The following is a 25986-nucleotide window of genomic DNA, read 5'->3' on the forward strand; positions in this document are numbered from 1 at the left end:
ACGCACTGGCTTGTGACGATAAATTGCCAATCCAGTGTGTAAATCAGGTAGCTTTTAAGAAGTGATGTGCGTCATTTTTTGACAATGATTTCACTTTTTTTGTAGATTACTTCTTATTTCAAAAAACTATCCTTATTCATAAAACCAAACTTTAACCTAAAAAGCGAATCCATTATCGGATTCGCCGTTTTATATGTGATTTACATCGAGGACTCTTCTTCTAACGCTTGCTTTTGACGATGATGATGGACGATTCCGATGACCGCTGCTCCAATGAGGATCACGATGATTGATCCAATGACACCAGGATTCACCTGTAGCCAGTTCCACAGTTCCGACCACGTCACAGCTTCTCCGATTCGAATGATGATGAATGTCCACAGTCCTGTATAGACGCCTGCTGCTAAGAACGTCATCACTAAATAACGCGGTAACGGATAACCGAGAAGTCCGGCGACATAATGAATCGGATGTCTGACGCCGGGTAAGAAGAACGATAGTCCGATTGCCCATAACCCGCGTCGTTCTATGATTGCTTCTGCTCGTTCTAAGAAACGTGATTTCATCCAGCGTTTGACGAGCGGAATCTCACGGAAGAACCGAGCAAGTAGATAAAACCACGTAAAGGCGATGAAGAAGACCGGCCAAGCGGTCAGCCAGATGACGACCGGGTACATCCCCTCTCGTAATCGAAGTGCTGCAAAACCCATCATCAAGACATCGTCCGACAATGGGGTGAACATGATTCCGCCAGCCAGGCGGACGAGTGCCATGATATCCATCACGTATCCCTACTTTCTGTTTCTCTCTATATTCAGTATCCCCGATTTTTCTGAAGTTGAGCCCTATCCATTTCTTAAGTTCTTCTTTAGTTATACTTTTCTGATCAAAAGAGATCATCATCGATGATTTAAAGTCACTTAGACCGGATGACATGTATACGCAATCGTTTAATAAAACATCCTTTTCCCACATCGAGAAAAAGGGTTTCCTTCATCCGTTCGAGAAGGGGTATAACGTACATCCGAACGCTCATCTGATAGGAGGAATTTCCATGTTGCATCGCCGGAAGACCTATACGATTCGTCCCGAACGCCTAGAAGAATTCACTGAGTTTTTTCATACCTACCTGTATCCGCTTCAAGTCAGTCATGGTGCCCGTCTCGTTGGTCGCTGGGTGACGGAAGCAGAAGATGAAGTTATCGCTATCTGGGAATACCGCGACCGTGAACATTACGAACAAGTCGATCGTGATGTCCGAAACAGTGCCTTACGCCGTGAAGCGATGAAAAAACGTGCCCGACTCGGCAAAAATCTCTATATCAAGTCGTATGAAGACTTCATGACGGCGACCGGTACGTACGCTCCTCCTCGTGCCATCGTCAGTGTGACCGCGTACATCACAAACGATGCCGGTGAAGTCCTGCTCGTTCGCAACCTCCACCGGGGTGATACGTATGAGATGCCGGGTGGACAAGTCGAAAATCATGAGTCGATTCTTGACGCGATCAAACGAGAAGTCAAAGAAGAAACCGGGATTGATGTCACAATCGATGGAATTACCGGTATCTATCAAAACGTCTCGAGTCACGTCCTTTGTGTCTGCTTCCGCGGGAAAGCGGTCGGTGGTGAACTTACGACACAAGAAGGCGAAACAACAGATGTCGGCTTCTTCCCACTGACACGTGACTCGCTGAGTGAATACATCAAACGGGATCATTTCCAGTTGCGGACGCTTGATGCCATGGATCCGCACTACTTCCCGCATGCCTTATATAAAGTCAGACCGTATGAGCTGATCAGCCGGTATGACGGTAATGCAACGTCATCTTCACGATAAAACAAAAAATCCCCTTGCAGATTTTTCTCTGCAAAGGGATTTTTTCAGTTATGTTGTCAATCGAGCAGTGATTCCAGCATCATCGGTGACATAGACAGCATCTGCTTGATCCGTAACGGTATACGCAGAAGACTTCAACGTCTCGATTGCTGCTCGGAGCGTCGCTTGATCCGGATAACGCAGCGTCCAGTAGACAAGTCCGACCGCATCTTCCGGATTCGTCGGTGCGTCAACTCCCGACCAGACGTTCAGACCGATGTGATGATGGTAACCGCCAGCAGCGACGAACAACGCACGCATCCGCGAAGCGTCAGCCGCAACCTCAAAGCCGAGCGTGTCGACATAAAATGTCCGCGCTGCTTCGAGTGTCTTGACGTGGAAATGGACATGTCCCATGACCGTCTCGGCCGGCATACCATACCAGTCTTCTTCTCCAGCTTCGACGAGCATACTTTGCCAATCGACAGGATCGGTCGTCATCTTAACATCTCCATTTGCTTCATACGTCCATGTCTCACGTGGACGATCGGCATAAATCTCGATCCCGTTCCCATCCGGATCCGATAGATAAAAGGCTTCACTGACAAGATGGTCACCTTGACCAATCTCAATCCCTTGTTCGATCAAATTGCGGATGACGAAACCGAGTTCTTTTCGGTTCGGTAGCAAAATCGCAAAATGGTATAACCCGGCAACCGAGTTCGGTGGGAAACGGCGGGCATTCGGATGAACTTCGAGCTCAACGAGTGGTGTACCTTGTGCGCCAAGAACCGTTAGCTGATCCGTTTGTGTCAGTATACGTAATCCGAGGGATGCTGTATAAAATGAAACGGAACGGTCAAGATCGGTGACGCGTAAACGAACGGGACCGAGTGTAATCTGTGGGTGAATCGACATGTTGTTTCCTCCTTCAATGAAATAGCTTGTACCTCTATTATTACGCGGAAGTGATGGAAGCGGAAGTAGGCACGAATAAGTGGTATAGTATCCTAAACGATACCATGAAGGAGGAAGACCGATGGAAGAGACACCAAGCTGTCGAGTCGAGACCGCACTCGAAATCTTGACCGGAAAATGGAAACCGTCGATTTTACTCGTCTTGATCACACACGGAACGCTCCGCTTCAGTGAATTGAAACGACAATTGCCGAACATTACGCAAAAGATGCTGACAGCTCAATTGCGCGAGCTCGAACTAAACGATATCGTGCATCGCGAGATTTACCAAGAAGTCCCGCCACGCGTTGAGTATTCGCTGACGGATTACGGTCGGACACTTATCCCGGTTCTTGACGCCATCAATGCATGGGGCGAACAGCACGTCATTCATCTTGAAAATAAAGAAAAAGTAGCTTCGGCCTCCCAATGAGAAATCCATTTCGATGTGATTTCTCATTTTTGTATGGAATAAACTGTCTATTCCCCCGTATACTAACCTAATAGACTTCTGTTTTCGGAAAGGAATGAGTCCTCATGCATCAACTCCATGCAATCGAGCAACTCGTTGCTCGGCTCAAACAAGATCCTGCAGTCGAAGCCATCTTCTTGAAAGGATCCTTCGGACGAGGAGAAGAAGACGTTCATTCAGATATCGATCTGTACTGTCTCGTCTCGGAAGAACGCCAAACGAAATTTTTATCACGTCGACTGTCCCACCTCTCTGTTTATCGCCCCATCATCTGGAAAGATGAGATCGACATCATCGCACCACAGATGATCGTCGTCTATGATGATTTGTTACATATCGATTTATTCACGGTGACACTTGATTCGCTAAACCATAAGGATCAATTGCGTGTCCTGTACGATCCAAAACAGCAATTGACGGACTTTACGGATACTTGCGACTTGACGCTTTCCGCACAAGAAGCGACCGATGAAGCGATTGATGCCGTCTGGTTCTTGTTCCAATACAAAAAAGCAGCGGCACGGGGAAACGACTTATGGGCAGTCGAGATGCTCCGGAGCGCCTTGATCAAGTTCGCGAAAGTCTTGCTTCATCACCATACTCCAGATCGGGCGCAGCTCGGATTAAAGACGATTCCGACGACATTGCCTGACGGTCCACGCCTTTCTCTTGAATCAATCTATGAAGTCTTGACACCCGCAACGCATGCTGAAGCGGCTCAACGTTATCTGGCATGTCTAGAGACTGAACGGAAGACACTCAATCGGACGCTCGTCACGCATCCCGAAACACTCGACTTACTCGATCGATTAACGCATGAACTATCGATGCAACAAGTAAAACGATAACAACAAAGGAGTAGCAGGCATTTGCCTGCTACTCCTTTGTCTGCTCACCTATCATCGTGTCAATTGAATCTCTTTTGATTGTCCACCTGCCCAGCCAAAACCGGATGAGACTTCAAGCTTCGGATTTTTGACCTGTTTCGGTAATTCAAAGACGATGTTGCCGGTTTTTTCGATATTCGGGTTGATCGTCTCTAGGAAGAAGCCCATGCCGTCTTCATTCGCATAGAGATCGAGTTCCGTATCGGCTGAATACTCGGTATCGCCGACATTGACTTTAAACATGTTGCTATCGACGAAGCGCTCTTCCTTATCTCCATTTAGAATCGTCAGACCGATGACTAAGAATTGTCCTGATGTTTTCTTTTCGCCAAGGACATTCGATAACGTGTCGACCATCTTGACGTCATTGGCGACATACGTCAATTTCCCGACCTTTACCTGATCCTTGATGCCATAGGTTTTCTTGACCGGCTTCGCCGCTGCTTTTGCTTTCACTGGTTTTGCTTCTGATTTGACTGCTTCTTGTTCGACCTCTACTTTTTTCTCTGGTGCCACTTGTTCTTCATCATCTCCTAGATTTCCAAGGATGACTGCTCCGATTACGATGATTCCTGCCCACTTCAATCCTTTTTTCATGTTACTTCCTCCTTTTAATATGGCTGACTCACTTCTAATAGCCCTAGTATAGGAAGAAGCAACCCCTTATCCTTCACACTTTTTTAACCAGGTTATTTTTTGTTTTAGGTATGAAAAATAGATTGACAGGACACAAAAAAAGAGCGCTGATTTCAGCGCTCTTTTCTCCTTATTCTCCTTTGACCCGGATGACGATTTTTCCTTTCGCATGCCCTTCTTCGCCATAATCGTGCGCTTCCTTGATGTGGTCGAGATCAAAGATTCGATCGACGACAGGCTGCAATTCGCCTCGCTCGACGGCTTTAGCGATATGTTGCAAACGCTCACCGGTCGGTTGCATGAAGACGTAGGCCGAACGGGCATTGTGTTGTTTCGCTTGCTCCTCATCGGGTGGTGTGGAAATCGAAACAAGCATCCCATTTGGTTTCAGCATCTGATAGAGCTCTCCTTGCTTGTCTCCGCCCATCGTGTCAAAGACAAAATCGACGTCCCGGACACGGTCGGCTGGATTTTCTTGTTTGTAGTCGATGACTTCGTCGGCTCCAAGTGCTTTTACCCAATCGACGTTTTTTGTACTCGTCGACGTAATGACGTACAACCCGTTCGCTTTCGCAAGTTGGATCGCAACCGTTCCGACGCCCCCTGATCCGGCACCAATGAAGATCCGGTCACCTGGCTTCGCATCCATCACTTCGAACATGACCTGCCACGCTGTATGCGAGACGAGCGGAAGGGACGCTGCTTCTGCGAAACTGAGCGATTCTGGTTTTTTCACGACAAGATGTGCATCAACTGCGACATACTCCGCATAGGTCCCTTGACGAGCGATTTCTGGACGACTGAAGACGGCGTCCCCGACTTGAAGATCCGAGACGTTTTCTCCGACTTCCTGAATCACGCCAGCAACATCCCAACCGATAACGAGCGGCATTTCGTAGCTCAACATCTGACGCAAGTACCCCTCTCGTAACTTCCAGTCGACCGGATTTACGCTCGCGGCATAGACTTCAATTAAAACATCATCTGGTCCGATGACCGGCTTTTCCAGTTCTCCGATCTTAAATTGTTCCGATCCACCATACTGTTCAATGTAAGCTGCTTTCATCCGTTGACTCCTCCTTCGATAATCATTCCCTATCTTCTTCCCCGTCCGTTCCACCAACAAACAGTCTGAGAATAGACAACAGCTCCCCACTGATCAATGAGGAGCTGTTTCGTTAACGATTCGTTTGCTGAAGGGTAGACGCCGTCTCGTTCAAGGCATGAATCGCCTGTTGCAGTTCCATGACCTGTCCGACTTGATGACGTGTCAGACCTGATAATGACTCACTTTGCGCGAGCAAGGCATTCATGAACGTGTCGAGTTGACTGGTTGCTGTCGTGATAGCAGTAAGACTACTTGTCATCGTCGCGAACTGAGTCTGCGCCGACTGGATCGAACCGACGACTTCCGTTGTATTCATCTCAATCGTCTGTAGCGCCAATTGACTCTCTGCCATCCGTTCTTCCTGCTCACGTAACAAGGTCGTACTGGCATGAATCGAGTTTCCGGTTTGCGTAACATCCTGCTCAACACGTTCAATGATCGTATTGATTTCCTTCGACGCTTCTGCCGTCTGTGATGATAGATTACGAATTTCTTGCGCAACGACCGTAAAACCTTTTCCGAACTCGCCCGCGCGAGCCGCTTCGATCGACGCGTTAAGACTAAGCAGATTCGTTTGCGTCGCAATCGCGTTAATACTCGACGTGATAGCGACGATCTCCTGGAAACGCCCAGCAAGCTGTCCGAACGACGTGACCGACTCATCCATGCTCGTCGTCAATTGTTGCAGCGATTGTCCGGCAAGACCGATCGTCTGCCTGCTTTGTTCAGCTGTTGTCCGCGATGACGAACTCCGCTCGAGCGCACGGTCGACTGATACCGTTACCTCTTGCATCCGGTTAACTTGTTGTTCGTTCAGTTGACGGATTTCACGAATCGCTTGGACGCTGCCTGCCGCTTCACTTGCCAGCTGTTGCATCGCTAGATCGACCTGACTGAAGGAATCCTTCGCCGCGTCGACCGTCTCACTCATTTCTTCTGTGAACGTCGTCACTTCCGTTGCCGTTGCTGCCGTTTGCTCAAGGGCGACTTGCGATGTTGCCGCGTAAGCTTCCGACCGTTCCTGTTCTTGGCGGACTGCCAGCATGACGTTCCGTCCGAAGACGGCAACGAAGACAGCCGCTGAGAAGATCATCAAGTAGATGACATATGCGACGATCAAGTCAAATGTGTTCGTAAAAACAATCGTACCGTTGGCTGTGAATAACGCCATTTCAAGTAGTCCGAAGATCCCAGCCAAAACGACGAGACGCGGAATCAAATAGACGATCGAAATCGTCAAATAAAGATAAGCAATCGTCCAGATACTTGGGGACGGTAATGTCGTCAAAACCAAGGCGAGGACGAGATACGTTAATGTCACTTGAACATATTTCCCACTCGGACGATGTCCGAGGAGGCGGTTGCCGACCAGCAACGCGACCGTCAAGATCAGACCACCGACTAAAAACTGATAGAACACACTGATGGGAACGTAATTCATTTGGGCAAATACGAAAATCAACGGATGCGCAATTGTAATCAACGTTGCAATCAGACGGGATAAAATCTTTGTACTTTGTTGCTCGAGGGCAGATACCATCTTGTTCAAACTCCTTCATCATAGTAAAGTCATACAATTGTTCATCGGCAGAAAGAATTCAATCGTTAAGTCCCTCGGATGACTTTTTTTCTTGACGCTTTCTTGAGAGCGGGAGTACGTTTAACGTAGACTTTTTTCAGAAAAGAGGATTCCTATGCTCTATGTACTCGTAGGTCTCGCAGGTGTTCTCGGTGCCTCTGCACGTTATGGACTTGGACTGCTGATTGGCGACTTTACGACCGGTCCGTTTCCGTGGCCCACGCTTGCGATCAACTTGATCGGTAGCTTTCTGCTCGGCTATGCGACACACTTCCTATTTCGAACGAAACTCTTGCATCAATATGCGATTACAGCTATTGGAACGGGCTTCATCGGCTCATTCACGACATTTTCGACATTCAGCGTCGAGACTGTGACCTTATTTAACGAACGTCATTTAGCGGATGCGCTTCTCTACGTGCTCGTTAGCTTATTTGGTGGTCTGTTCCTGTCTTATCTCGGTTACGCGCTTGGGACAAGACGACTGCGTCACGTGACGAAAGGACGTGACTGAATGACATTACTCGCCCTCGCCATCGGTGCTTTTTGTGGAGCCATCAGTCGTTTTGCTGTCAGTCAATGGATCAAGACGATGTGGAAACATGAATTCCCACTAGCCACATTCCTCATTAACGTACTCGGCTCATTTTTGCTTGGTCTCGTCATCGGTGCACATCTCGATACGACTTGGACGTTACTGCTTGGTACTGGCTTTCTCGGGTCGTTTACGACGTTCTCGACGTTCAAGATTGAAACGTTACAGCTTTTACAAGATGGAAACCGTAAAGTACTCGCCTTCTACTTGATATGCAGTTATGGATTCGGAATCCTCGCTGCCTTTTTCGGTATCACCTTGACCGCTTGATTAAAAAAGAGGCGATGGAAAAATCCATCGCCTCTTACATGTAATTTTAATCATTCATCCAGAACAGACCGACCGTCTCTGCTCCGGCATGTGTCCCAATTGCCGGTCCGAACGTGCCTTCAAGAATCGTCAGATCCGGGAATTTCGCTGCGACCTGTTGGCGCAGTTCTGCTGCCATTTCGGGTGCCATCGTCGTCGCAACATATATCCGGTTCTTATAGAACGTGTGTTGACGCATCGACTCATCGATTTGTTTGACCATCTCGATGTAGGCTTTCTTAAGAGAACGCGCTTTTTTGAATGGTACGACTTTTCCCGCTTCATCCGTCGTGATGATCGGTTTGATGCTGAGTAAGTTCGCAAGGAACAGGTCTCCTGACGAGACACGTCCACCGCGACGCATCGTCTCCATATTACCGACGATCATATAAAAATGGGTCTTTTTCGTCAATGCTTGTAACGCCGCAACGATTTCTTCGACCGATTTCCCCTGTGCCTCAAGTTCCATTCCGTAACGAATGAATTCCTGTTGGTTTTCGAACGCGGTATGGGAATCGATGATATGAACCGGGAAGCTTGCCGCTTCCGCTGCTGATGCTGAGCTTTGAACGGTACTTGATAAGCCATTCGTACAATGTACTGCAATCGCGCAGTCATATCCTTCTTCTTTTAGCCGTTCGTATGTCCCGACGAACTCACCAAAGATCGGTTGTGAAGTTTTTGCAATCAGCTTTTTGTCCGCATCCAGGGCACGAAACAGACGCTCGACCGTAATGGCATTCTCTTGATACGCCGTATCACCAAGTAAAATTTGAATCGGCACGACATTGACGCCGATCGCTTCCGCCTCTTCTTTCGTGAAATAGGCCATACTATCGGTCACCCATGCAATTTTAGTCATTTTCCTTAGCCTCCGTTAGATTCTTCTCGCTCTATCCTACCATATACAGGAGTGGAAATCGCGAGATACCTCATGACATCATCTGAAAATGAAACGATGTACGCTTATGATAGTGCTCACCGGCACGCAAGACAACGGAAGGGAAATCTGGTTGATTGATCGCATCCGGCAGCCCTTGTGTCTCAAAACAGATGCCCAGGTACGGCGTTGCCCGTCTTCCACAAATCGTGAACTCGCCTGACAAGTGATTGGCCGTGTAGACGACGACCCCCGGTTGGTCGGTTACGACCCGTAACCGCCGCCCGCTGATTGGTTCGTCAAGAACGATTTCCCCACCTTCTCTAAGCAGGAAGGGATGATCCACCCCGCTACCCGCTTGACGAAGTTGTTCGTCTGGTGCGTGTGTGACTTCATGTAGAAAACGGGCATCGAGAAAATCAAAAACGGTGTCTGTTACCGGGAGAATGTCACCGGTCGGTACGGCATCTTTCGTCAACGGAATATAAAAAGGGGCGTCCATTCGCAGGACGTGCTGTTCGATTGTCGTCTTCGCCTCACCCGTCAAATTGAAGTACGTATGATTCGTCGGACTGAACGGTGTCGAGGCCGTCGTCTCCGCTTCATAATGAACATGCAGGACGTTCTCGTCTGTCCATTCGAAGGTCAACTCAAACGATAAGTGACCTGGGTAGCCGTTCTCTCCATTCGGACTATCTAATCGTAGGACGAGTCGGTCATCGTTGATTTCGTGCGTGAACATCCGGTTCGCCCAATTCTCGCTTCCCCCGTGAAGATGATGCTCGCCTTCATTTTGTTCAAGTACATACGTCATTCCTTCGAGCGCGAACGCTCCGTTCGCGATTCGTCCTCCGACACGTCCGATCGTTGCGCCTAAATGGTGTGGATCATCCTGGTATTCTGACAGGTCATCAAATGCGAGTACGACGTTTTCAATCATCCCTTGCTGATCTGGAACCCGTATCGCAAGAATTTTTGCGCCTCGGTTCAAGATATCGACACTATGTCCATGAACATTCTCTAACGTGAACCGTAACAAGTACTGATCTCCTAGTTGACCCACTTCTGTTGTCGTAATCATCATCTGCTTCCTCCTGTACAATACGTTTTGCTGTTTTCCTATTTACCCTTGAAGCAACACAAAAAAACAACAGTAGCAAAGTGCCACTGTCGTCAAGGCGATGGAAAAGGTAGCCGGACTTCGATTCGTGTTCCTTGATGGATAATGGAATAGACGCGTAGTGACGCAGCCGGACCATATGTCACCTCCAGTGCGCGTCGAATCAAGAACAGATTCGAATCACCTGATTCTTTTTGATCCAGTTGTTGCATCACAGCAAGCGGCATTCCTTGCCCATTGTCTGCGACTTCGATGACCCAACCCGTCGTCGACTTAAAGGCGCGGACATCAATCCGGTGATGCCGTCCTGCCTTTACGAACGCGTGACGTAGTGCATTATCGACAAGCTGTGTCACGAGGAACGGGAAAACGAAGTATTCCTCAACGGAAGTCTCGATGTCGAGATCGACCGTGATATCAGCGGATGTCAATTGATTCGGACGGCGGCGTGTACCTTCGAGCGATAGATAAGCTTTTAGCGTCGCTAGTTCCTCACGCAGTGGATGTTCATCGTGCCGCGTCGCTGTCGTCAAAAGTTGAAGCAACGCATTCAATTGATGTTTTACAGGAGTTCCGGGATCGGCTGTCCGCTGAATTTCTTCGATGATACCTTTGAGATAACTGACGTGTAACATAGGTTTCATCTTTCTACCGCTTAATCGGAGCAACTGCTCTTCTCGGTGCATGTATAACTCTCGTGCTAATAAACGGACAAGTTGTTCCGTCATTCGCTCGACCGTATCGTCAAATAGATCTTTCGAGAAATAACAGATGACACCCGCCTTTTGACCGTTGATGCGTATTGGATGAAAGCTTAGAATCTGTCCCGTCAGTTCATCTTCCTGTCGGACGGGTTCTTCTGCCTCAATCCATTGTTGTTCCTCACGTCTCGGTTGTTCGCCACAGACAGCAGGTTGCTGTTCCGTCATATCAATGACGACTTCCGTCGCTCCGAGCAAGACGACACGTTGCATTTTCGTCTCCTTTAATAATGTCGCTCCGATTTGTCGGGCGACTTCTGACGTCAACCCCTGCTTTCGTAAGGGTTGCAACGCTTGTAATAACCGATCAGAACGCTCCGTTTGTCGGACGAAGAGATCACCTTCGAGTCGAAGTTGCGTTCGTAAAATCATGATAAACAGGACGACACCACATGTGTTCGCGAACAATAGCGGAAATACCGCATGACTGATTAAATCAAGTGCCTGCGTCGTGTCTGGAGCCAGCAACAACGTGATTCCACTTTCAAAGAACAATGCGGCTAAGACGATGCCGACTGGTGGAATCAAGGCATAGTCATCCCGTAAACGCCAACGTTTCCGGTACCATCCACTCACGAGCCCAGCTACCATCGCAATGATCCAACCTGCTTCTGCCCCTAGAGAACCGAGTAAATAGCGGTGCAACCCGACTAGACATCCTGTGATCCCACCGACGATTGGTCCACCGATCAGACCGCTCGTCACGATGACTGCTAAACGTGTATCAAGTAATAAAGCATCCTTTTTGACGGATAACCCGAGTAACGGATCGATCGTTGTATCATTCGAAAGCACGATTCCCGCATAGTTCATTAAAATACCAGATGATACGAATGCTAAAAGAAGTGGTACATTCATCCCGCGGTCCATCTTGAATATGTATCGAGAAATGCGCCACTGGGATAATAGAAAGGCTAACAGTGCTAACATACCTAAACGACTCAGTAAGAATGGAATCTGATCAAGCACGGAATACCTCCTCGTTTCATAGGACGCGAATCGACAATACGGTAGTTGTAGATTACATTCCCGCTCACTCCATCATTCTCCTATCATGACCGCTGAAAGTTCACACAATCCGCAAGTTCTTAATTTTTTGACTGATGTGATATAAAAAAATCGGCTCCTCGATGAGGAACCGACCATCTTATCCTTCTGCTTCTACTTGTTCAGCTGGATGCAACCAAATCTTGACGCGATTGATTTGATAGTTCTCCATCTCCATTACTTCAACCGAAAAGTCTGGTGTATCGATGTGCTCACCGGGTTGAAGATCAATGTTGTGCATCTGAATCCAGCCGCCGATCGTATCCACGTCCTCGACGTTCGTAAATCGAATGTTGAAACGTTCTTCTAAATCCACGAGTAATACAGTACCGTCCAGTAAAAATTCGTCAGATTTGATTTGTTCGATTTCTTCGACTTCATCTGCATCGAATTCATCACGGATTTCGCCGACGATTTCTTCGAGTAAGTCTTCCATCGAGACGAGTCCTGCTGTTCCACCATATTCATCGACGACGAGTACGAGGTGTGTCCGGGTCCGTTTCATCTTCCGCAATGTGTCCTGAAGTGATGTTACTTCAGAAACGACCGGTAGTTCCTTGACGTAATGTGTCACCGGATGTTCGTTCCCGTTCGCAAAATCCGTCAAGACTTCCTTGACGTTGACGTATCCAAGAATCCGGTCTTTATCGTTCTCTTCTGTGACCGGATAACGCGTATACGGATTATCCATGAAGATTTCCATCAGTTCATTCTTCGTCAAACGTTCCGAGATCGTCTCCATCCGCATTCGTGGAACCATTAAGTCTTTGACAATATGCTCGTCAAAGGCGAAGACGTTCTGCATGAGAGCAAGTTCCGTCTGATTGATTTCACCACTTTGGAAACTTTGCGCCATGATGATTTTCAATTCATCTTCTGAGTGGGCTTGTTCATGTCCTGCTGGTTTGACACCGAACAGACCGAGGAACAGGCGTGCTGAACCGTTGAGTAACCAGATGAACGGATACATGATCTTCCCGAACACATACAGCGGACGAGCAAATAACAATGTCATGCGTTCTGCATACTGAATCGCGAGTGTCTTCGGAGCAAGTTCGCCGATGACGACGTGTAAGAACGTTACGGATACAAATGCGATACCAAACGACAAGAGTGTTGAAACAGCAGCAGAGATCCCGAAGTCATCGAAGACCGGATGCAAGATCTTTTCGACTGTCGGTTCTCCAAGTGCCCCAAGACCGAGTGCCGTGACGGTAATACCGAGCTGACAGGCAGACAAGTAATAATCAAGATCACCGGCGATTTTTTTCGCAAGGACCGCACTTTTATTGCCTTCCTGGATCATCTGATCCAAACGCGACATCCGCACTTTGACGACAGCGAATTCCGATCCGACGAAGAACGCCGTCAACACGATCAACAACACCACTAAAAATAAATTGATGAATAATATAGTATCCAAAATCCCCTAAACAGGGGTCACCTCCATTGTTTTGTATTAAAGCTGTGCAATCAGAGAAGCAATCAATGTCAGACGCCGGGACAGTTCTAAGCGAATCGCTTGTTTTTCGACTTCCGTCGACTGCAACAAACGTTGCTCGAGTCCTTCAACCGTCGTCTGTAATTGTTGTACTTCCTGATAAATCGTCTCTCCTGTTTTTTGTTCTCGTTCCGTAAAAGAAGCAAGAATCTCTTGCAGGGAAAGCCGTTGAGACTTCAAATATTCAATCTTTTCGATTTGATGAATGACCGATTCGTCATACAAACGGTAGCCCGATGCAGTACGCTCTGATGTTAAGAGACCGAGTGATGTGTAGTAATCGATCGTTCGTTTTGATAAGCCGGTGGTCTCCGCGACCTGACCGATTCGAAGTAACGCCTTCCCAAAAGATTCTCACCTCCTTGCCATAGTTAGTACTTTTATTTTATCATGTCAAAACCGTACAGTAAAACGTCATGCTTTTAATAAAAAAACGATTACTCCCGTTGATACGAGAATAATCGTTTATACACTTCTAATTTTAAACTGTGGCAATTGGCTCTTCGACCGCTATACCAACGATCGAGCGTTCTAATAATTCGACGACATCATACGTGGCGACCGCTTCATCCACTTCCTTCGCCTTCGTACCGTCACTAAGCATCGTCAAACAGTACGGACATGCTGACCCGATGACGGATGGTTGGACGGTCAACAATTGTTCCGTCCGCGCGACGTTGACACGTGCACCAACTTTTTCTTCTTGCCACATCATACCGCCACCAGCACCACAACACATGCCTTTTTCACGGTTACGTTCTGTCTCGACGAGAGTGATGCCTGGAATCTTCTCGAGAATATAACGCGGTGCGTCGTAAATATCATTGTATCGACCGAGGTAACACGAATCGTGATAGACGACCCGCTCCTTAACTTCATGTAACGGTGTAATGCGTTTCTCATCAATCAGACGAGCGAGCAATTCGGTATGGTGATAGACTTCGACATCCAGACTGAGTCCGAAGTCTGGGTACTCATTTTTGAATGTATTGTAGGCATGCGGATCAATCGTGACGATCTTTTTGACGCCATACTTCTCAAATGATTTGATGTTTGCTTCCGCGAGTTCTTGGAACAAGACTTCGTTACCGATTCGACGTGGTGTATCGCCCGAGTTCTTTTCATCGTTTCCGAGAATCGCAAACGAGATATTTGCCTCGTTCAGAATACGCGCAAACGCCATAGCGATTTTTTGACTCCGGTTATCGTACGATCCCATCGCCCCGACCCAGAACAGGTACTCGAACTCTTCGCCTGCTTTCTTCTTTTCTTTCGCTGTCGGAACGACGAGTTCATCACGGTTTTTCCGCCAGTTTTCGCGCTCTTTTCGGTTCATCCCCCACGGATTACCTTGACGTTCGATGTTTGCCATCGTCCGTTGCATTTCCGGATCCATCTTGCCTTCCATCATGACGAGATGGCGACGGAGGTCGATGATTTTATCAACATGTTCGTTCATGACCGGACACTGATCCTCACAGTTCCGACAAGTCGTACACGCCCAGATTTCTTCTTCCGTAATGACGTTCCCAATCAATGAATCCGGAACGATATCCATCTGTCCGGCTGCAGCCAGTGAAGCGATTTGATTACCTTGCGATCCTTCGAACGCAAAGGCAGGTGCCCATGGCGAACGTTGTGTGATGGCTGCCGTTTTCATATTAAGATGGTCCCGTAATTTAACGATCAAATCCATCGGTGACAACATCTTCCCAGTTCCGCTTGCTGGGCACATGTTCGTACAGCGACCGCACTCGACGCAGGCATATAGATCAACGAGTTGCTTTTGATTGAAATCCTCAATCCGATTGACCCCGAAGCTGAATTCCGCTTCGTCGTCTTCTGCTTCTTCCATGACGGATAGATCAATCGGTGCCAAACGACCAACCTTCGATGTCCGACCGAGCCAGACGTTTGCTGTACCGGCAATCAAGTGCGCATGCTTACCTTGTGGGATGTAGACCATGAAGCTAAGTAGGAACAAAAGATGCGCCCACCAGAAGAAGACGAATAATCCGAAAGCGACCGATTCCGGTACCCAGCCGAATAAGAACGCAATGCTTGAAGCGACGGGTTCACCGAGCGTCGAGTGGTTCTCATAGACAAGGAAGAATCCATTTCCGAAGAGGACGGCAACCATCAAGCCACCGATGAAGATCAAGGCAAGACCTGCTAAGAAATTTCGCTTCAGACGGACGAGCTTCTCGACATACCGGCGATAAAAACCCCAGACGACGGCAATCAAGATGACGAGCATGACGATCTCTTGAAAGAATGTAAAAAATGGATAAAGTGGACCGAGCGGGACATGCGGAAAACGCTGACCGACGGCAAGTCCTTTCCAGATAAAATCAATCGCTCCGAATTGAACGAGTAAGAATCCATAGAACATCATGACGTGGATGGCGCCACTTTTCTTATCTTTTAATAGTTTCTTTTGACCAAAGACGTTAACTAAAACTGCGTCTAGTCGTTCTTTATTCGTCAGCGTCCATTCCGCCTTTTTTCCCCGTTTAATGGCGGCATAACGACTTTTGACGAGTGATGTGAACAGATAGCCTGCATAACCGATGACGAGTAGGAAGGCAATCCAGTTGATGATTAAAAACGTATTCATGTTCGAACAAACCCCTTTCCCCCTAAAGCAGTTGTGTTGAAATGAGTATAGCATATAATGAATGACTATTCATTCATAAATTTTTAAATAAATTTCTTACTTATTCATTGACTTAATCTGTCAAAAAAATAAAACACATCCATAAAAAGTAAGTTATCGTATATATGGTCATTTTATTTATATACATATCAGGAGGTTTTCATTATGCAAGGTATTCTTCAACATCCAAGCGGTCTCGTCAAAGAAGTCAAAGTAGGCTTTTCTTGGACAACATTCTTTTTCGGCTTTTTCCCAGCTTTTTTCCGAGGCGATTTTAAATGGGGATTGATTCAACTCGTTCTTGCACTTGTCGTCGGTACTGCTACGGTAGGCTTTGGAACAGGTCTCGTCAGTCTCGTATTTTCGTTCATCTATAATAAAATCTATATAAACGAGTTGATTGAAAAAGGATATCGTCCAATCGACACCTCCTTCCAACAAGCTTTGAAACAACGCGGAATCCATACACGTCTATTATCTGAAACATCTGCTCGTCAAGAAGCAGCATTCTAAGCAAAAGAACGGATACATTCCTTCATAAGGATGATCCGTTCTTTTTGCTTACCACTTCATCTCTTCAAACATATAATAACCTTTGTGTTGTTCTGTTAAGTATGTATATAACGGAAGACGGACATCCTCACTTGTGATGTATTCCGTTAGCTCCCTTTGATTGATCCACTTCGTCTCGCTAATTTCTTCATCAGGATCATTCGGATCGAGTACTCCGCTCACCTCGCAATCAAAATAAGTGACGAGACTGTGCGCTTGATAAGTTGGCATGAAGTTCTCCGTCAAGAAGGCAAACGACGATGATGTGACTGCCAAGCCAGTCTCCTCAGCAACCTCACGACGAAGTGCTTGCTCGAGTGTCTCCCCAGCTTCAATCTGTCCACCGGGTAAGCTCCACCGATTGTCCTGACCCGATTGATTGTTGACAATGAGCAGTTGATCGCCCTTCCGGATGATCGCGACGATGATTCGATAGAGTGGATACATGACGCTTCCTCCTAAAAAGACCACCTTGTCTAAAACAAGATGGTCCACTGATTGTTTATTCTAGACCGAGCGACTGTGGCAGACGGACTGCACGTGCGAAGGCATTTTTATAATCCTTTTTCGCGACTAACTTTTCGACTTCACGGATCGCTGGATGCTGTTCGTCCGCAAACGCACCCAGGATCGTCAAGTAACGCTCATATACTTGATCGTCTTCCTGACGTGCTTTCAAAAGCGCTGTATACAGCATGACGGTATCTTCACCGTATAAGACAGGTAATTCTTCATTGATTAAAAGTAGCGTATCGATTGACTCCGGATCGACCTTCGGATTGTATTCCGTGATGACCTGCTCTGCGAGTCCTTCGAGTTGATCACGCCATTCGTTGTAGCGCGGCTCATCGTTCTCGAGCCACTCGAACCATTCCTCTTCCAACATCTGTTCCATTTGACGTACTGTTTGTTCAAATGCCATTCGTCTCACTCCGTTTCCAAGTTAAATCAATCGTATACGTACCGACTGCTTGTCCATTCATTTTTAATGTATAGCGAAACTTCATCTGCTGCGGTTTCATCTCAATCGTCTCCGTGTCTGTCTCCATCAACATTTGACCGAACTGACTGCCATACTGGCTTTTAGTCGTCTCTTTTAAAATGAAGATATGATGCATCGCAACAGGACCTTTGCGATTCAAGGCGATCTGGTCTTTTGACCATTTGATCGTCGTATCAATCGGTTGTTCATCCGGTTGAACGAATTTCACGGCAAAACCGTCCTTTGTTTCGAACAACGTGCCGTCCGCCTCAAGTTCGACCGATTCACGCATCGGACCATCTTCAATCGTCGTCACCTGTCGTAATGACACCGAGTACTTTACTGGTTTCACTTCTATCACCTCATCGTTTAGCGTACACGATTTTTTCGTCTGATGCATCTTCTGCTTACGCGCAACAAAAAAACGGATTCGATGTACTTCGAATCCGTTCAAAACATATTAGCGCACACGGTACAGACGAGCTTCGAATGGACGAAGTTCCAGTTCTGTTCCTTCGTGGTGCATCGTCGGATAGTTGCCAAGCAACATATTATCCGAATGCAAGATGATATCCGTATCGATTTCTGCTGTTTCGCCTTTTAAGTTCGTAACAATCAAGAACTGTTCGTCACCAAGCGTCCGTGTATAGGCATAGACTTTCGTATCTTCCGGTAAGATGAGATCATACGCACCATAAATCAATGTCTCTTCCATCTTACGGATTTGAATCATTCGTTTATAGAAGTTCAAAATCGAGTCTTCGTCTTGTTCTTGTGACGCGACATTGATGTCCGCGTAGTTCGGGTTAACACCGAACCATGGGGATTGATTCGAGAAGCCACCATTTTGCTCGTTCGTCCATTGCATCGGTGTGCGTGAGTTATCGCGGGACGAGTTCCAGATGACTTCCATGATTTCCTCATGTGTCTTCCCGGAAGCGAGTTGCATCTCATACATGTTTTTCGTCGCGACGTCATCATAATCCGAAATATCCGGGAACTGAACGTTCGTCATCCCGATTTCCTGACCTTGATAGATGAACGGTGTGCCTTGCATGAAGAAATACATCATCGCAAGCGACTTCGCGCTCTCTTTCCAGTACTGTTCCTCGTCACCCCAAAGGGAGACCGAACGAACCTTATCGTGGTTTTCGAGGTACAACGCATTCCAACCGGTCGCTTCAAGACCTTTTTGCCACTTCGTCAGCACTTGTTTCAGTTTGACGACGTCGACGCCTTTTTCCGCATCTGCGCGCCAGAGATCCATGTGCTCGAACTGGAAGACCATGTTCATCTTGCCGTTCTCTTCTCCGACCCAAAGGTCTGCTTCTTCCGGCGAGACGCCGTTTGCTTCCCCAACAGTCATGATGTCGTATTTCGAGAATGTCTCATCCTTTAGCTCTTCAAGATACGCATGGATGCCTTCGACGTTCATATGCATGTCAAACGACGGCACATACGGCATACCAAGTGGGTTCGGGAGATCGCCGAACGACTGATCCTTGTTGATGTGACTGATCGCATCGATTCGGAAACCATCGATGCCTTTATCAAGCCACCAGTTGATCATTGTATAGACCGCTTGACGCATATCGCGGTTTTGCCAGTTCAAGTCTGGCTGACGACGGGAAAAGACGTGCAGGAAGTATTGCTCAGTCTTCTCGTCATATTCCCATGCTGATCCACCGAAGATACTTTCCCAGTTGTTCGGTTCTCCTCCATTGATCGCATCTTTCCAAATGTACCAATCGCGTTTCTCGTTGTCTTTTGACGAACGCGATTCAAGGAACCATGGATGTTCATCAGATGTGTGGTTGACGACGAGATCAAGTAACACTTTGATGTCTCGTTTATGCGCTTCTTCCATTAAGAGATCGAAGTCTGCCATTGTTCCGAACTCATCCATAATGTCTTCATAGTCACTGATATCATATCCGTTATCATCGTTCGGTGACTTGAACATCGGACAAATCCACAAAACGTCGACGCCAAGATCCTTCAAGTAATCCAGTTTTGCGATGATACCCGGAATATCGCCGATTCCATCGTTATTTGCGTCATAAAAGCTGCGTGGATAGATTTGGTATGCTACTGCTTCTTTCCACCAAGCTCGTGTAATTGTTTGTTGGGCCGTCTCAGGGCGCGGTATCATTTGTGTCATGTGTTAGAAATCCTCTCGTAGGTGAGTCATTAGTAGGAGTTAGGTATATTTGTTCGTCCTTCATTTTGTTTTGCGCAACCGATTGCGCAAACCCTTTACTTTTATCTTATCAAATCCACTTTTAAAGTCAATGTCTCGAGGATGATTTCACCATTTCACATCAATGGGGATCACTCTTCGTTTACATCGAATATTTCAGTTGAATTTACATTACATTTACTGAATCATCCTACACTGTTTATCGGTCAATTTCTACCTTTTTGCATAACCTTTCCTTTCCAAAATGAATCTTTTTTTATTCGTTCGGGTATACCCTAACCAATGCACGTAAAAAAGGGGGATTTTCAAGATGAAGGGACAATTCTTTATTGGTGGACAATGGCTGGATCACGGACGAGAACGGACAGATGTCACGAATCCAGCAACCGGAGAAGTCGTCGGTAGCGTACCAAACGGAACAAAATCAGACGTCAATGATGCTGTCGAAGCAGCACGGAAGGCTTTTCCAGAATGGTCGAAGCGGACAGTATATGAACGCGCTGAACTCTTGGAAAAACTCTATGCCAAAATGATCGAGAAAAAAGATGAACTCGCCCGGTTAATGACGCTTGAGATGGGGAAACCGCTGGCTGAATCAGAAGGTGAAGTCCAGTATGCGGCAAACTTCGTCAAATGGTTCGCAGAGGAAGGAAAACGGGCATACGGACGTGTCATACCGACACACGATGCTTCTAAAAGACTTCAAGTCATCAAACAACCGGTTGGTGTCGTCGCCGCGATCACACCATGGAATTTCCCAGCAGCCATGATTACCCGAAAATTGGCTCCGGCTCTCGTTGCCGGATGTACGTTCGTCATCAAACCACCCACCGCGACTCCATTAACAGCACTTCGTTTACTTGAACTTTGTCAGGAAGTCGGGATTCCAGAAGGCGTCGTCAATGCCGTTACAGGTAGCGGGAAAGCACTCGGTGAATCACTCGCGACACATCCGCATGTCGATAAGATCACCTTCACTGGTTCGACCGAAGTCGGACGGACACTGATGGCTCAAGGAGCAGAGACGATCAAAGCGATGTCGCTTGAACTCGGCGGACATGCACCGATTCTCGTCTTTGATGATTGCGATCTCGATTTAGCTGTTGCGGAGACGATCAAGTCGAAATTCCGAAACGGCGGACAGACGTGTGTCTGCGGAAACCGGATCTATGTATCTGATTCGATTTATGACGCGTTCGTTGAAAAACTCGGGCAGGAGACGGCAAAATTGAAAACCGGGAACGGTCTGGATGCCGAAACCAAGATCGGTCCAATGATTAATAAAGCGGGTTACGATAAAGTTAAAAAACATGTCGATGACGCTACTTCAGCCGGTGCTCGTGTCGTCACGGGTGGAACAGGAACAACGGACGAGGAGAACGATGTCTATTATTATGAAGCAACCGTGCTCGCTGACGTAAAACCCGGCATGTTGATCATGAACGAGGAGACGTTCGGACCTGTCGCTCCCGTCCAGCGTGTCAGTTCTGATGAAGAAGCGGTTCGTTACGCCAACCAGACACCATTCGGTCTCGCTTCATACGTCTTTACGAAGGATTACGCGCGTGCCATTCGTGCAATCGAAGGGCTTGATTATGGAATCGTCGGCTGGAATGATGGGGTTCCTTCTGCTGCACAAGCACCATTTGGTGGAATGAAACAATCCGGTCTTGGACGCGAAGGCGGTAGTGAAGGACTCGAAGCGTATCTCGAGACAAAATACATCTCAATCGGTGGACTAGCATGAACGCGGCGGACTGGTTCGTCCAATGTTTAGAGGCAGAGGGAGTCACGCATATCTTCGGTGTTCCCGGTGAAGAGAACATCACATTGCTCGAATCACTTAGTCGTTCGTCGATCACGTTCATCACGACGCGTCACGAAACGAACGCTGCGTTCATGGCAGCGATGTTCGGTCGCCTGAGTGGACGACCGGGTGTCTGCTTATCGACGCTTGGTCCTGGTGCGACTAACATGATGACGGGAATTGCGAGTGCAACGATGGACCATTCTCCTGTCGTTGCCATCACAGGACAAGGAGCACTATCACGGCAACATAAAGCGTCGCATCAAATGTTTGATCTCGTTGATCTATATCGTCCGGTCACGAAGTCAAGTACGTCCGTTCTGACACCAGAAGTGATTCCGGAAATCGTCCGTCGTGCCTTTGCGACGGCACAGAGCGAAAAGCCGGGAGCGACGCATATCTCTTTCCCAGAAGACGTTGCAAAACAAGAACGAGATCAACCTGTGACTCCTGTCAAAAACGACAGTGCTCCGACATATCTTCATCCGTTGACGATTGATGATCCGGACGTTTTACGATTGATCGAGCGATCGCAACGTCCTGTCATCATTGCCGGTTTCGGGATTCACCGTCAACACGCACTTGAGGCGTTTCGGGCATTCGTCGAACAGCTGGATGCTCCGGTCGTCGAGACAATGATGGGAAAAGGCTCCATCTCCTCACAACATCCGCTTGCCGCGCATACGATCGGTTTGCCGGATGTTGATTACAACCAACGAATTCTTGATGCGAGTGATTTAATCATTACGATTGGTTATGACATCACGGAACTGCCCCCGGAAAAATGGAATCCGAAAAAGACGCCGGTCGTTCATCTGGATACGAACCCTCACGAAATCGATGCCTACTATCCAGTCGTTGCAAATCTAGTCGGCAATCTTTCAGATGTATTGACCGTTTTGACACCACTGCTTCCAAAGCGTTCCTGGAACGGTTGGCAACAGAATCGCGATAAGTTGCGCCAAGAGATTCAAGAAACATATTCCCTCGCGCTCCCTTTACATCCTCAAAGCATCGTTCGTGAGCTCGAACGGACGGTTGGTGAAGCCGGAATGGTTTTCTCGGATGTCGGAGCACATAAAGTCTGGCTCGCTCGCCATTATCAAACGACACATCCAGATCAATTGTTCATTTCGAATGGGTTTGCTTCAATGGGCTATGGTTTATCGAGTGCACTCGCAGCCAAACTTCTCTACCCCGACCGACGTATCGTCTGCGCTGCTGGAGACGGAGCTTTTCTTATGAACGGTCAGGACCTCGAGACCGCCGTTCGTTTGAAGCTGCCACTCGTCGTATTAATTTGGCGAGACGGGACATATGGTCTCATCGAATGGAAACAACAACAAGCATATGGAAAATCATCGTACATCACCTTTGATAATCCGGATCTCGTTCAACTGGCTCATGCTTTCGGTGCGCTTGGACTTCGCGTCGGTGAACACGGTTCGCTTGCCCATTGTCTTGATCAAGCTTTCGCGAGCGATGGACCCGTATTGATTGACTGTCCGGTCGATTACCGGGAAAATCTAAAGTTAAGTGAACGTCTCCGGACGTATGGAGGGTGATATATTATGACACAACCACGTAAACTGCAGTCTATTTCTGATTTTGATCAATTTGCGTCCGAGCATAGCGCGTTCGTGATTTGCAAACACAGTACGACGTGTCCGATCAGTGCCGCAGGATTCTCAGAGTATACGAAGTTCGCGGATGAAACATATGTTCCGACAGCATATCTCTTCGTCCAAGAAGCTCGGACCTTATCGAATCACATTGCTGAACACTATAATGTCCGACATGAGTCGCCACAAGTTCTTTTCATTCAGGACGGCAAATCTGTCTGGACAGCATCTCACTACGACATTACAAAGGATGCACTCGAAACGAACGTTCAGTAACGCTAACTATGAAACAAGCTTATGGCTGTTTCAAACTGAAGACAAAGCGCAATTTTCCTCTAACGAGAAGGATTGCGCTTTTTTATTTCCTACGAATCATTTTCTTCATTTAGAAAAACGCTTTCAAAACTACATAAAAAATAAAATTATCTTTCTTAGCTATTATTATTTGTAATTCGAACTAAATCGGATTAAGATAAACTACAGATAGAACGACCGTATATAAATCTGTACCGTTAGTTTAGTTAGGAGGATATTCATGCAACAAAGTGCAACTCACACAGCTCGCGCTCCTTACGGCATCCTCGCCGTTTTGATGATCGGGGCATTCATCGCTTTCTTAAATAATACCTTGCTCAACATCGCCCTTCCTTCGATCATGAAGGATCTAGCGATCGAACCAGCTACTGCTCAATGGCTGTCGACTGGTTTCATGCTCGTCAATGGTGTCTTGATTCCGACATCTGCTTTCTTGATTCAAAAGTATTCGGTTCGTCGCTTGTTCTTACTCGCGATGACCCTCTTCTCGACCGGAACGATTCTTGCCGGATTCGCAGACGTCTTCCCTGTGCTACTCGCAGGACGGATGATTCAAGCGTCGGGTTCTGCCATCATGATGCCGCTACTGATGAACGTCATGCTCGTCAGTTTCCCGATTGAAAAACGCGGGACTGCGATGGGATTCTTCGGATTAATCATGATGGGTGCCCCAGCGATCGGACCGACGTTGTCTGGTTGGATCATCGAGCACTACGATTGGCGGATGTTATTCCACTTCATCACACCAATCGCCTTAATCGTTCTCGTCGCTGGTTTCTTCTTACTTCGTGACGTCAAGGAACGGTCTGCCACTCGGATCGATCTCGCTTCCGTGGCACTTTCGTCACTTGGTTTCGGTGGCTTACTGTATGGATTCAGCTCAGCTGGCTCTAAAGGTTGGGACAGCTTCCACGTCTACGGTGCGCTGATCGTCGGAGTCATCGCACTCGTGACATTCATTTACCGTCAGCTCCATATGGAACGTCCGATGCTCAACTTCAAGATTTATCGTTACCCGATGTTCGCCTTGTCTTCTGCCATCTCGATGGTCGTCACGATGGCGATGTTCTCGGGCATGTTATTGCTTCCGATCTATGTCCAGACGATTCGCGGTATCTCACCACTTGATGCGGGTCTCATGCTGTTACCGGGTGCCATCTTGATGGCCGTCATGTCACCGATCAACGGGAAGCTGTTTGATAAGATTGGTGGTCGTCCTCTTGCATTGACTGGTTTGTTCATCACAGTCGTCACGAGTTATTACTTCAGTCAACTTGAGATGGATACGACGTATACCCATCTGATCATCCTGTATTCGTTACGGATGTTCGGGATGTCAATGGTCATGATGCCGGTCTCAACGAACGGTTTGAATCAGTTACCAACACGCTATTATCCACACGGCACAGCGATGAACAATACGTTGCAACAAGTATCTGGTGCAATCGGAACGGCGTTGCTTGTTACGATCATGTCAACGCATGCGAAGACCCGTGGCACAGAGCTCGCGGCCGAAGCGGCGAAGAACATGACAAGTCAACCGACAGCTGAAGCAGCTGCTGCTTTAAAACAGCAGATTACGATGCAAGCGACGCTTGACGGAATCAACTATGCGTTCTTCATCTCGACGTTCATTGCTGGTCTAGCATTCGTCCTCGCCTTCTTCATTAAACGGGCGACACAAGCTGAAGACATCATTAGCGATCAACGCTCATTGAACGAAACGATCGTCAAACCGCAAGTCTCCAATCAATAAGTGCAAAAGCAGTCGCCTCTCGCGACTGCTTTTTTTTTATTGTTTGAGCTATATACTGGTACCCCCCATACCTATATGTTAGAGTAAAGATAACAAAAAGATTACTAAAGGAGGCACGACTATGGCACACGATCACCCTGTCGTCCCACGAACACATGAAGAACAAGATGCCTTGATGAAACGATTAAAGCGTATCGAAGGACAAGTCCGCGGGATTGCCAACATGGTTTCTGAAGACCGGTATTGTATCGACATTTTGACGCAAACCGCATCGATTCAAGCAGCACTTCGACAGGTCGAACTACAAATCATCGAACGCCACGTCAAAATGTGCATGCATGAGGTCGCGACTCGTCAAGACAGTACGGACGCTTACGTCGATGAGTTGATGGCAGTCATTGCCCGTCTGAAAAAGTAAGGAGGGT

At 47.4% G+C, this 25986-nt stretch carries 26 protein-coding genes; 11 read left to right on the forward strand and 15 right to left on the reverse strand.

What is annotated here, in order from left to right; translation table 11 throughout:
* Positions 1 to 200 precede the first annotated feature (200 nt).
* On the reverse strand, positions 201 to 782 hold the full coding sequence (locus tag ASG02_RS12590) for a DedA family protein (protein ID WP_056064004.1): 582 nt from the start codon (positions 780 to 782) through the stop codon (positions 201 to 203).
* Positions 783 to 1054: 272 nt separating this feature from the next.
* Between ASG02_RS12590 and ASG02_RS15530 the strand changes: the two genes are divergently transcribed.
* Positions 1055 to 1840: an NUDIX domain-containing protein gene (locus ASG02_RS15530; RefSeq protein ID WP_056064006.1), complete on the forward strand. Its 786-nt coding sequence runs from the start codon at positions 1055 to 1057 to the stop codon at positions 1838 to 1840.
* A 48-nt stretch (positions 1841 to 1888) separates the two neighbouring features.
* On the opposite strand, the gene ASG02_RS12600 is transcribed toward ASG02_RS15530, so the two are convergent.
* Positions 1889 to 2737 carry a VOC family protein gene (locus ASG02_RS12600; RefSeq protein ID WP_035411267.1) on the reverse strand — a complete coding sequence of 283 codons (849 nt, stop codon included), beginning with the start codon at positions 2735 to 2737 and terminating at the stop codon, positions 1889 to 1891.
* Between the two features lie 121 nt (positions 2738 to 2858).
* Between ASG02_RS12600 and ASG02_RS12605 the strand changes: the two genes are divergently transcribed.
* Both ASG02_RS12605 and ASG02_RS12610 read left to right on the forward strand, forming a co-directional pair.
* Entirely contained in the window at positions 2859 to 3209 is a 351-nt protein-coding gene (locus ASG02_RS12605; RefSeq protein ID WP_035411270.1) for a helix-turn-helix domain-containing protein, read from the forward strand.
* Positions 3210 to 3313: 104 nt separating this feature from the next.
* A complete protein-coding gene (locus tag ASG02_RS12610) occupies positions 3314 to 4096 on the forward strand; it encodes a nucleotidyltransferase domain-containing protein (RefSeq protein WP_056064009.1) in 783 nt (260 codons plus the stop codon).
* A gap of 51 nt (positions 4097 to 4147) precedes the next feature.
* Here ASG02_RS12610 and ASG02_RS12615 read toward each other — a convergent pair whose 3' ends face one another.
* From ASG02_RS12615 to ASG02_RS12625, 3 genes are all read right to left on the reverse strand, one after another.
* Positions 4148 to 4732 (reverse strand): DUF4352 domain-containing protein, encoded by a 585-nt coding sequence (locus ASG02_RS12615; protein WP_052019135.1) that lies wholly within the window; start codon positions 4730 to 4732, stop codon positions 4148 to 4150.
* Positions 4733 to 4901: 169 nt separating this feature from the next.
* On the reverse strand, positions 4902 to 5837 hold the full coding sequence (locus ASG02_RS12620) for an NADP-dependent oxidoreductase (protein ID WP_056064012.1): 936 nt from the start codon (positions 5835 to 5837) through the stop codon (positions 4902 to 4904).
* Between the two features lie 112 nt (positions 5838 to 5949).
* Positions 5950 to 7419 (reverse strand): methyl-accepting chemotaxis protein, encoded by a 1470-nt coding sequence (locus ASG02_RS12625; protein ID WP_056064015.1) that lies wholly within the window; start codon positions 7417 to 7419, stop codon positions 5950 to 5952.
* 154 nt (positions 7420 to 7573) lie between these two features.
* Here ASG02_RS12625 and crcB (ASG02_RS12630) point away from each other — a divergent pair, with 154 nt between their 5' ends.
* Both crcB (ASG02_RS12630) and crcB (ASG02_RS12635) read left to right on the forward strand, forming a co-directional pair.
* Positions 7574 to 7972: a fluoride efflux transporter CrcB gene (gene crcB, locus ASG02_RS12630; protein WP_056064018.1), complete on the forward strand. Its 399-nt coding sequence runs from the start codon at positions 7574 to 7576 to the stop codon at positions 7970 to 7972.
* A complete protein-coding gene (crcB, locus tag ASG02_RS12635) occupies positions 7973 to 8323 on the forward strand; it encodes a fluoride efflux transporter CrcB (RefSeq protein WP_056064020.1) in 351 nt (116 codons plus the stop codon).
* Between the two features lie 46 nt (positions 8324 to 8369).
* Here the strand turns inward: crcB (ASG02_RS12635) and ASG02_RS12640 are convergent, their stop codons facing one another.
* From ASG02_RS12640 to ASG02_RS12665, 6 genes are all read right to left on the reverse strand, one after another.
* Positions 8370 to 9224, reverse strand: coding sequence for a DegV family protein (locus ASG02_RS12640; RefSeq protein ID WP_035411284.1), 855 nt, complete (start codon positions 9222 to 9224; stop codon positions 8370 to 8372).
* A 70-nt stretch (positions 9225 to 9294) separates the two neighbouring features.
* Complete coding sequence (locus ASG02_RS12645; protein WP_035411287.1) at positions 9295 to 10326, reverse strand: aldose epimerase family protein; 1032 nt, start codon at positions 10324 to 10326, stop codon at positions 9295 to 9297.
* 89 nt (positions 10327 to 10415) lie between these two features.
* Entirely contained in the window at positions 10416 to 12092 is a 1677-nt protein-coding gene (locus ASG02_RS12650; RefSeq protein ID WP_056064023.1) for a LytS/YhcK type 5TM receptor domain-containing protein, read from the reverse strand.
* A gap of 178 nt (positions 12093 to 12270) precedes the next feature.
* The gene (locus ASG02_RS12655) at positions 12271 to 13593 is read right to left on the reverse strand and encodes a hemolysin family protein (RefSeq protein WP_056064026.1); all 1323 of its coding nucleotides are present in this window, start codon (positions 13591 to 13593) and stop codon (positions 12271 to 12273) included.
* A 36-nt stretch (positions 13594 to 13629) separates the two neighbouring features.
* On the reverse strand, positions 13630 to 13998 hold the full coding sequence (locus ASG02_RS15905; RefSeq protein WP_035411297.1) for a MerR family transcriptional regulator: 369 nt from the start codon (positions 13996 to 13998) through the stop codon (positions 13630 to 13632).
* Positions 13999 to 14152: 154 nt separating this feature from the next.
* Positions 14153 to 16288 (reverse strand): (Fe-S)-binding protein, encoded by a 2136-nt coding sequence (locus ASG02_RS12665; RefSeq protein ID WP_035411299.1) that lies wholly within the window; start codon positions 16286 to 16288, stop codon positions 14153 to 14155.
* 204 nt (positions 16289 to 16492) lie between these two features.
* On the opposite strand from ASG02_RS12665, the gene ASG02_RS12670 reads away from it, so the two are divergent.
* Positions 16493 to 16840, forward strand: coding sequence for a hypothetical protein (locus ASG02_RS12670; protein WP_035411302.1), 348 nt, complete (start codon positions 16493 to 16495; stop codon positions 16838 to 16840).
* 48 nt (positions 16841 to 16888) lie between these two features.
* Here the strand turns inward: ASG02_RS12670 and ASG02_RS12675 are convergent, their stop codons facing one another.
* The 4 genes from ASG02_RS12675 to ASG02_RS12690 all read right to left on the reverse strand — a co-directional run bounded on the left by ASG02_RS12675 (position 16889) and on the right by ASG02_RS12690 (position 20022).
* Positions 16889 to 17326 (reverse strand): NUDIX hydrolase, encoded by a 438-nt coding sequence (locus tag ASG02_RS12675; RefSeq protein WP_056064029.1) that lies wholly within the window; start codon positions 17324 to 17326, stop codon positions 16889 to 16891.
* 55 nt (positions 17327 to 17381) lie between these two features.
* On the reverse strand, positions 17382 to 17801 hold the full coding sequence (locus ASG02_RS12680) for a hypothetical protein (RefSeq protein ID WP_050677289.1): 420 nt from the start codon (positions 17799 to 17801) through the stop codon (positions 17382 to 17384).
* Positions 17791 to 18213 carry a DUF1934 domain-containing protein gene (locus ASG02_RS12685; protein ID WP_235514037.1) on the reverse strand — a complete coding sequence of 141 codons (423 nt, stop codon included), beginning with the start codon at positions 18211 to 18213 and terminating at the stop codon, positions 17791 to 17793. The genes ASG02_RS12680 and ASG02_RS12685 overlap by 11 nt, the downstream gene beginning before the upstream one ends.
* Before the next feature lie 108 nt (positions 18214 to 18321).
* The gene (locus ASG02_RS12690; RefSeq protein WP_056064035.1) at positions 18322 to 20022 is read right to left on the reverse strand and encodes an alpha-glucosidase; all 1701 of its coding nucleotides are present in this window, start codon (positions 20020 to 20022) and stop codon (positions 18322 to 18324) included.
* A gap of 349 nt (positions 20023 to 20371) precedes the next feature.
* Here ASG02_RS12690 and ASG02_RS12695 point away from each other — a divergent pair, with 349 nt between their 5' ends.
* The 5 genes from ASG02_RS12695 (at position 20372) to ASG02_RS12715 (ending at position 25979) form a co-directional block, all read left to right on the forward strand.
* Positions 20372 to 21808 (forward strand): NAD-dependent succinate-semialdehyde dehydrogenase, encoded by a 1437-nt coding sequence (locus ASG02_RS12695; RefSeq protein WP_035411314.1) that lies wholly within the window; start codon positions 20372 to 20374, stop codon positions 21806 to 21808.
* Positions 21805 to 23433, forward strand: a complete 1629-nt coding sequence (locus ASG02_RS12700) for an acetolactate synthase large subunit (RefSeq protein ID WP_056064038.1) — start codon at positions 21805 to 21807, stop codon at positions 23431 to 23433. The genes ASG02_RS12695 and ASG02_RS12700 overlap by 4 nt, the downstream gene beginning before the upstream one ends.
* A gap of 6 nt (positions 23434 to 23439) precedes the next feature.
* Positions 23440 to 23766 carry a bacillithiol system redox-active protein YtxJ gene (ytxJ, locus tag ASG02_RS12705; RefSeq protein WP_056064041.1) on the forward strand — a complete coding sequence of 109 codons (327 nt, stop codon included), beginning with the start codon at positions 23440 to 23442 and terminating at the stop codon, positions 23764 to 23766.
* A 259-nt stretch (positions 23767 to 24025) separates the two neighbouring features.
* The gene (locus ASG02_RS12710; protein ID WP_056064044.1) at positions 24026 to 25561 is read left to right on the forward strand and encodes a DHA2 family efflux MFS transporter permease subunit; all 1536 of its coding nucleotides are present in this window, start codon (positions 24026 to 24028) and stop codon (positions 25559 to 25561) included.
* 121 nt (positions 25562 to 25682) lie between these two features.
* Positions 25683 to 25979, forward strand: a complete 297-nt coding sequence (locus ASG02_RS12715; protein WP_035411326.1) for a metal-sensitive transcriptional regulator — start codon at positions 25683 to 25685, stop codon at positions 25977 to 25979.
* Positions 25980 to 25986: the final 7 nt, after the last annotated feature.

The sequence above is a fragment of the Exiguobacterium sp. Leaf196 genome, assembly GCF_001423965.1.
Taxonomy (GTDB): Bacteria; Bacillota; Bacilli; order Exiguobacteriales; family Exiguobacteriaceae; genus Exiguobacterium_A.

Excerpts from the sequence above, each read along its gene's own strand:
- ASG02_RS12690 (WP_056064035.1), bottom strand. The coding sequence starts at position 20,022 with ATGACACAAATGATACCGCGCCCTGAGACGGCCCAACAAACAATTACA.
- ASG02_RS12700 (WP_056064038.1), top strand. The coding sequence starts at position 21,805 with ATGAACGCGGCGGACTGGTTCGTCCAATGTTTAGAGGCAGAGGGAGTC.
- ASG02_RS12625 (WP_056064015.1), bottom strand. The coding sequence starts at position 7,419 with ATGGTATCTGCCCTCGAGCAACAAAGTACAAAGATTTTATCCCGTCTG.
- ytxJ (WP_056064041.1), top strand. The coding sequence starts at position 23,440 with ATGACACAACCACGTAAACTGCAGTCTATTTCTGATTTTGATCAATTT.
- ASG02_RS12715 (WP_035411326.1), top strand. The coding sequence starts at position 25,683 with ATGGCACACGATCACCCTGTCGTCCCACGAACACATGAAGAACAAGAT.
- ASG02_RS12610 (WP_056064009.1), top strand. The coding sequence starts at position 3,314 with ATGCATCAACTCCATGCAATCGAGCAACTCGTTGCTCGGCTCAAACAA.
- ASG02_RS12615 (WP_052019135.1), bottom strand. The coding sequence starts at position 4,732 with ATGAAAAAAGGATTGAAGTGGGCAGGAATCATCGTAATCGGAGCAGTC.
- ASG02_RS15530 (WP_056064006.1), top strand. The coding sequence starts at position 1,055 with ATGTTGCATCGCCGGAAGACCTATACGATTCGTCCCGAACGCCTAGAA.
- ASG02_RS12640 (WP_035411284.1), bottom strand. The coding sequence starts at position 9,224 with ATGACTAAAATTGCATGGGTGACCGATAGTATGGCCTATTTCACGAAA.
- ASG02_RS12670 (WP_035411302.1), top strand. The coding sequence starts at position 16,493 with ATGCAAGGTATTCTTCAACATCCAAGCGGTCTCGTCAAAGAAGTCAAA.
- ASG02_RS12695 (WP_035411314.1), top strand. The coding sequence starts at position 20,372 with ATGAAGGGACAATTCTTTATTGGTGGACAATGGCTGGATCACGGACGA.
- ASG02_RS12600 (WP_035411267.1), bottom strand. The coding sequence starts at position 2,737 with ATGTCGATTCACCCACAGATTACACTCGGTCCCGTTCGTTTACGCGTC.
- ASG02_RS12645 (WP_035411287.1), bottom strand. The coding sequence starts at position 10,326 with ATGATGATTACGACAACAGAAGTGGGTCAACTAGGAGATCAGTACTTG.
- ASG02_RS12605 (WP_035411270.1), top strand. The coding sequence starts at position 2,859 with ATGGAAGAGACACCAAGCTGTCGAGTCGAGACCGCACTCGAAATCTTG.
- ASG02_RS12710 (WP_056064044.1), top strand. The coding sequence starts at position 24,026 with ATGCAACAAAGTGCAACTCACACAGCTCGCGCTCCTTACGGCATCCTC.
- ASG02_RS12675 (WP_056064029.1), bottom strand. The coding sequence starts at position 17,326 with ATGTATCCACTCTATCGAATCATCGTCGCGATCATCCGGAAGGGCGAT.
- crcB (WP_056064018.1), top strand. The coding sequence starts at position 7,574 with ATGCTCTATGTACTCGTAGGTCTCGCAGGTGTTCTCGGTGCCTCTGCA.
- ASG02_RS12590 (WP_056064004.1), bottom strand. The coding sequence starts at position 782 with ATGGATATCATGGCACTCGTCCGCCTGGCTGGCGGAATCATGTTCACC.
- ASG02_RS12665 (WP_035411299.1), bottom strand. The coding sequence starts at position 16,288 with ATGAATACGTTTTTAATCATCAACTGGATTGCCTTCCTACTCGTCATC.
- ASG02_RS12680 (WP_050677289.1), bottom strand. The coding sequence starts at position 17,801 with ATGGCATTTGAACAAACAGTACGTCAAATGGAACAGATGTTGGAAGAG.
- crcB (WP_056064020.1), top strand. The coding sequence starts at position 7,973 with ATGACATTACTCGCCCTCGCCATCGGTGCTTTTTGTGGAGCCATCAGT.
- ASG02_RS12620 (WP_056064012.1), bottom strand. The coding sequence starts at position 5,837 with ATGAAAGCAGCTTACATTGAACAGTATGGTGGATCGGAACAATTTAAG.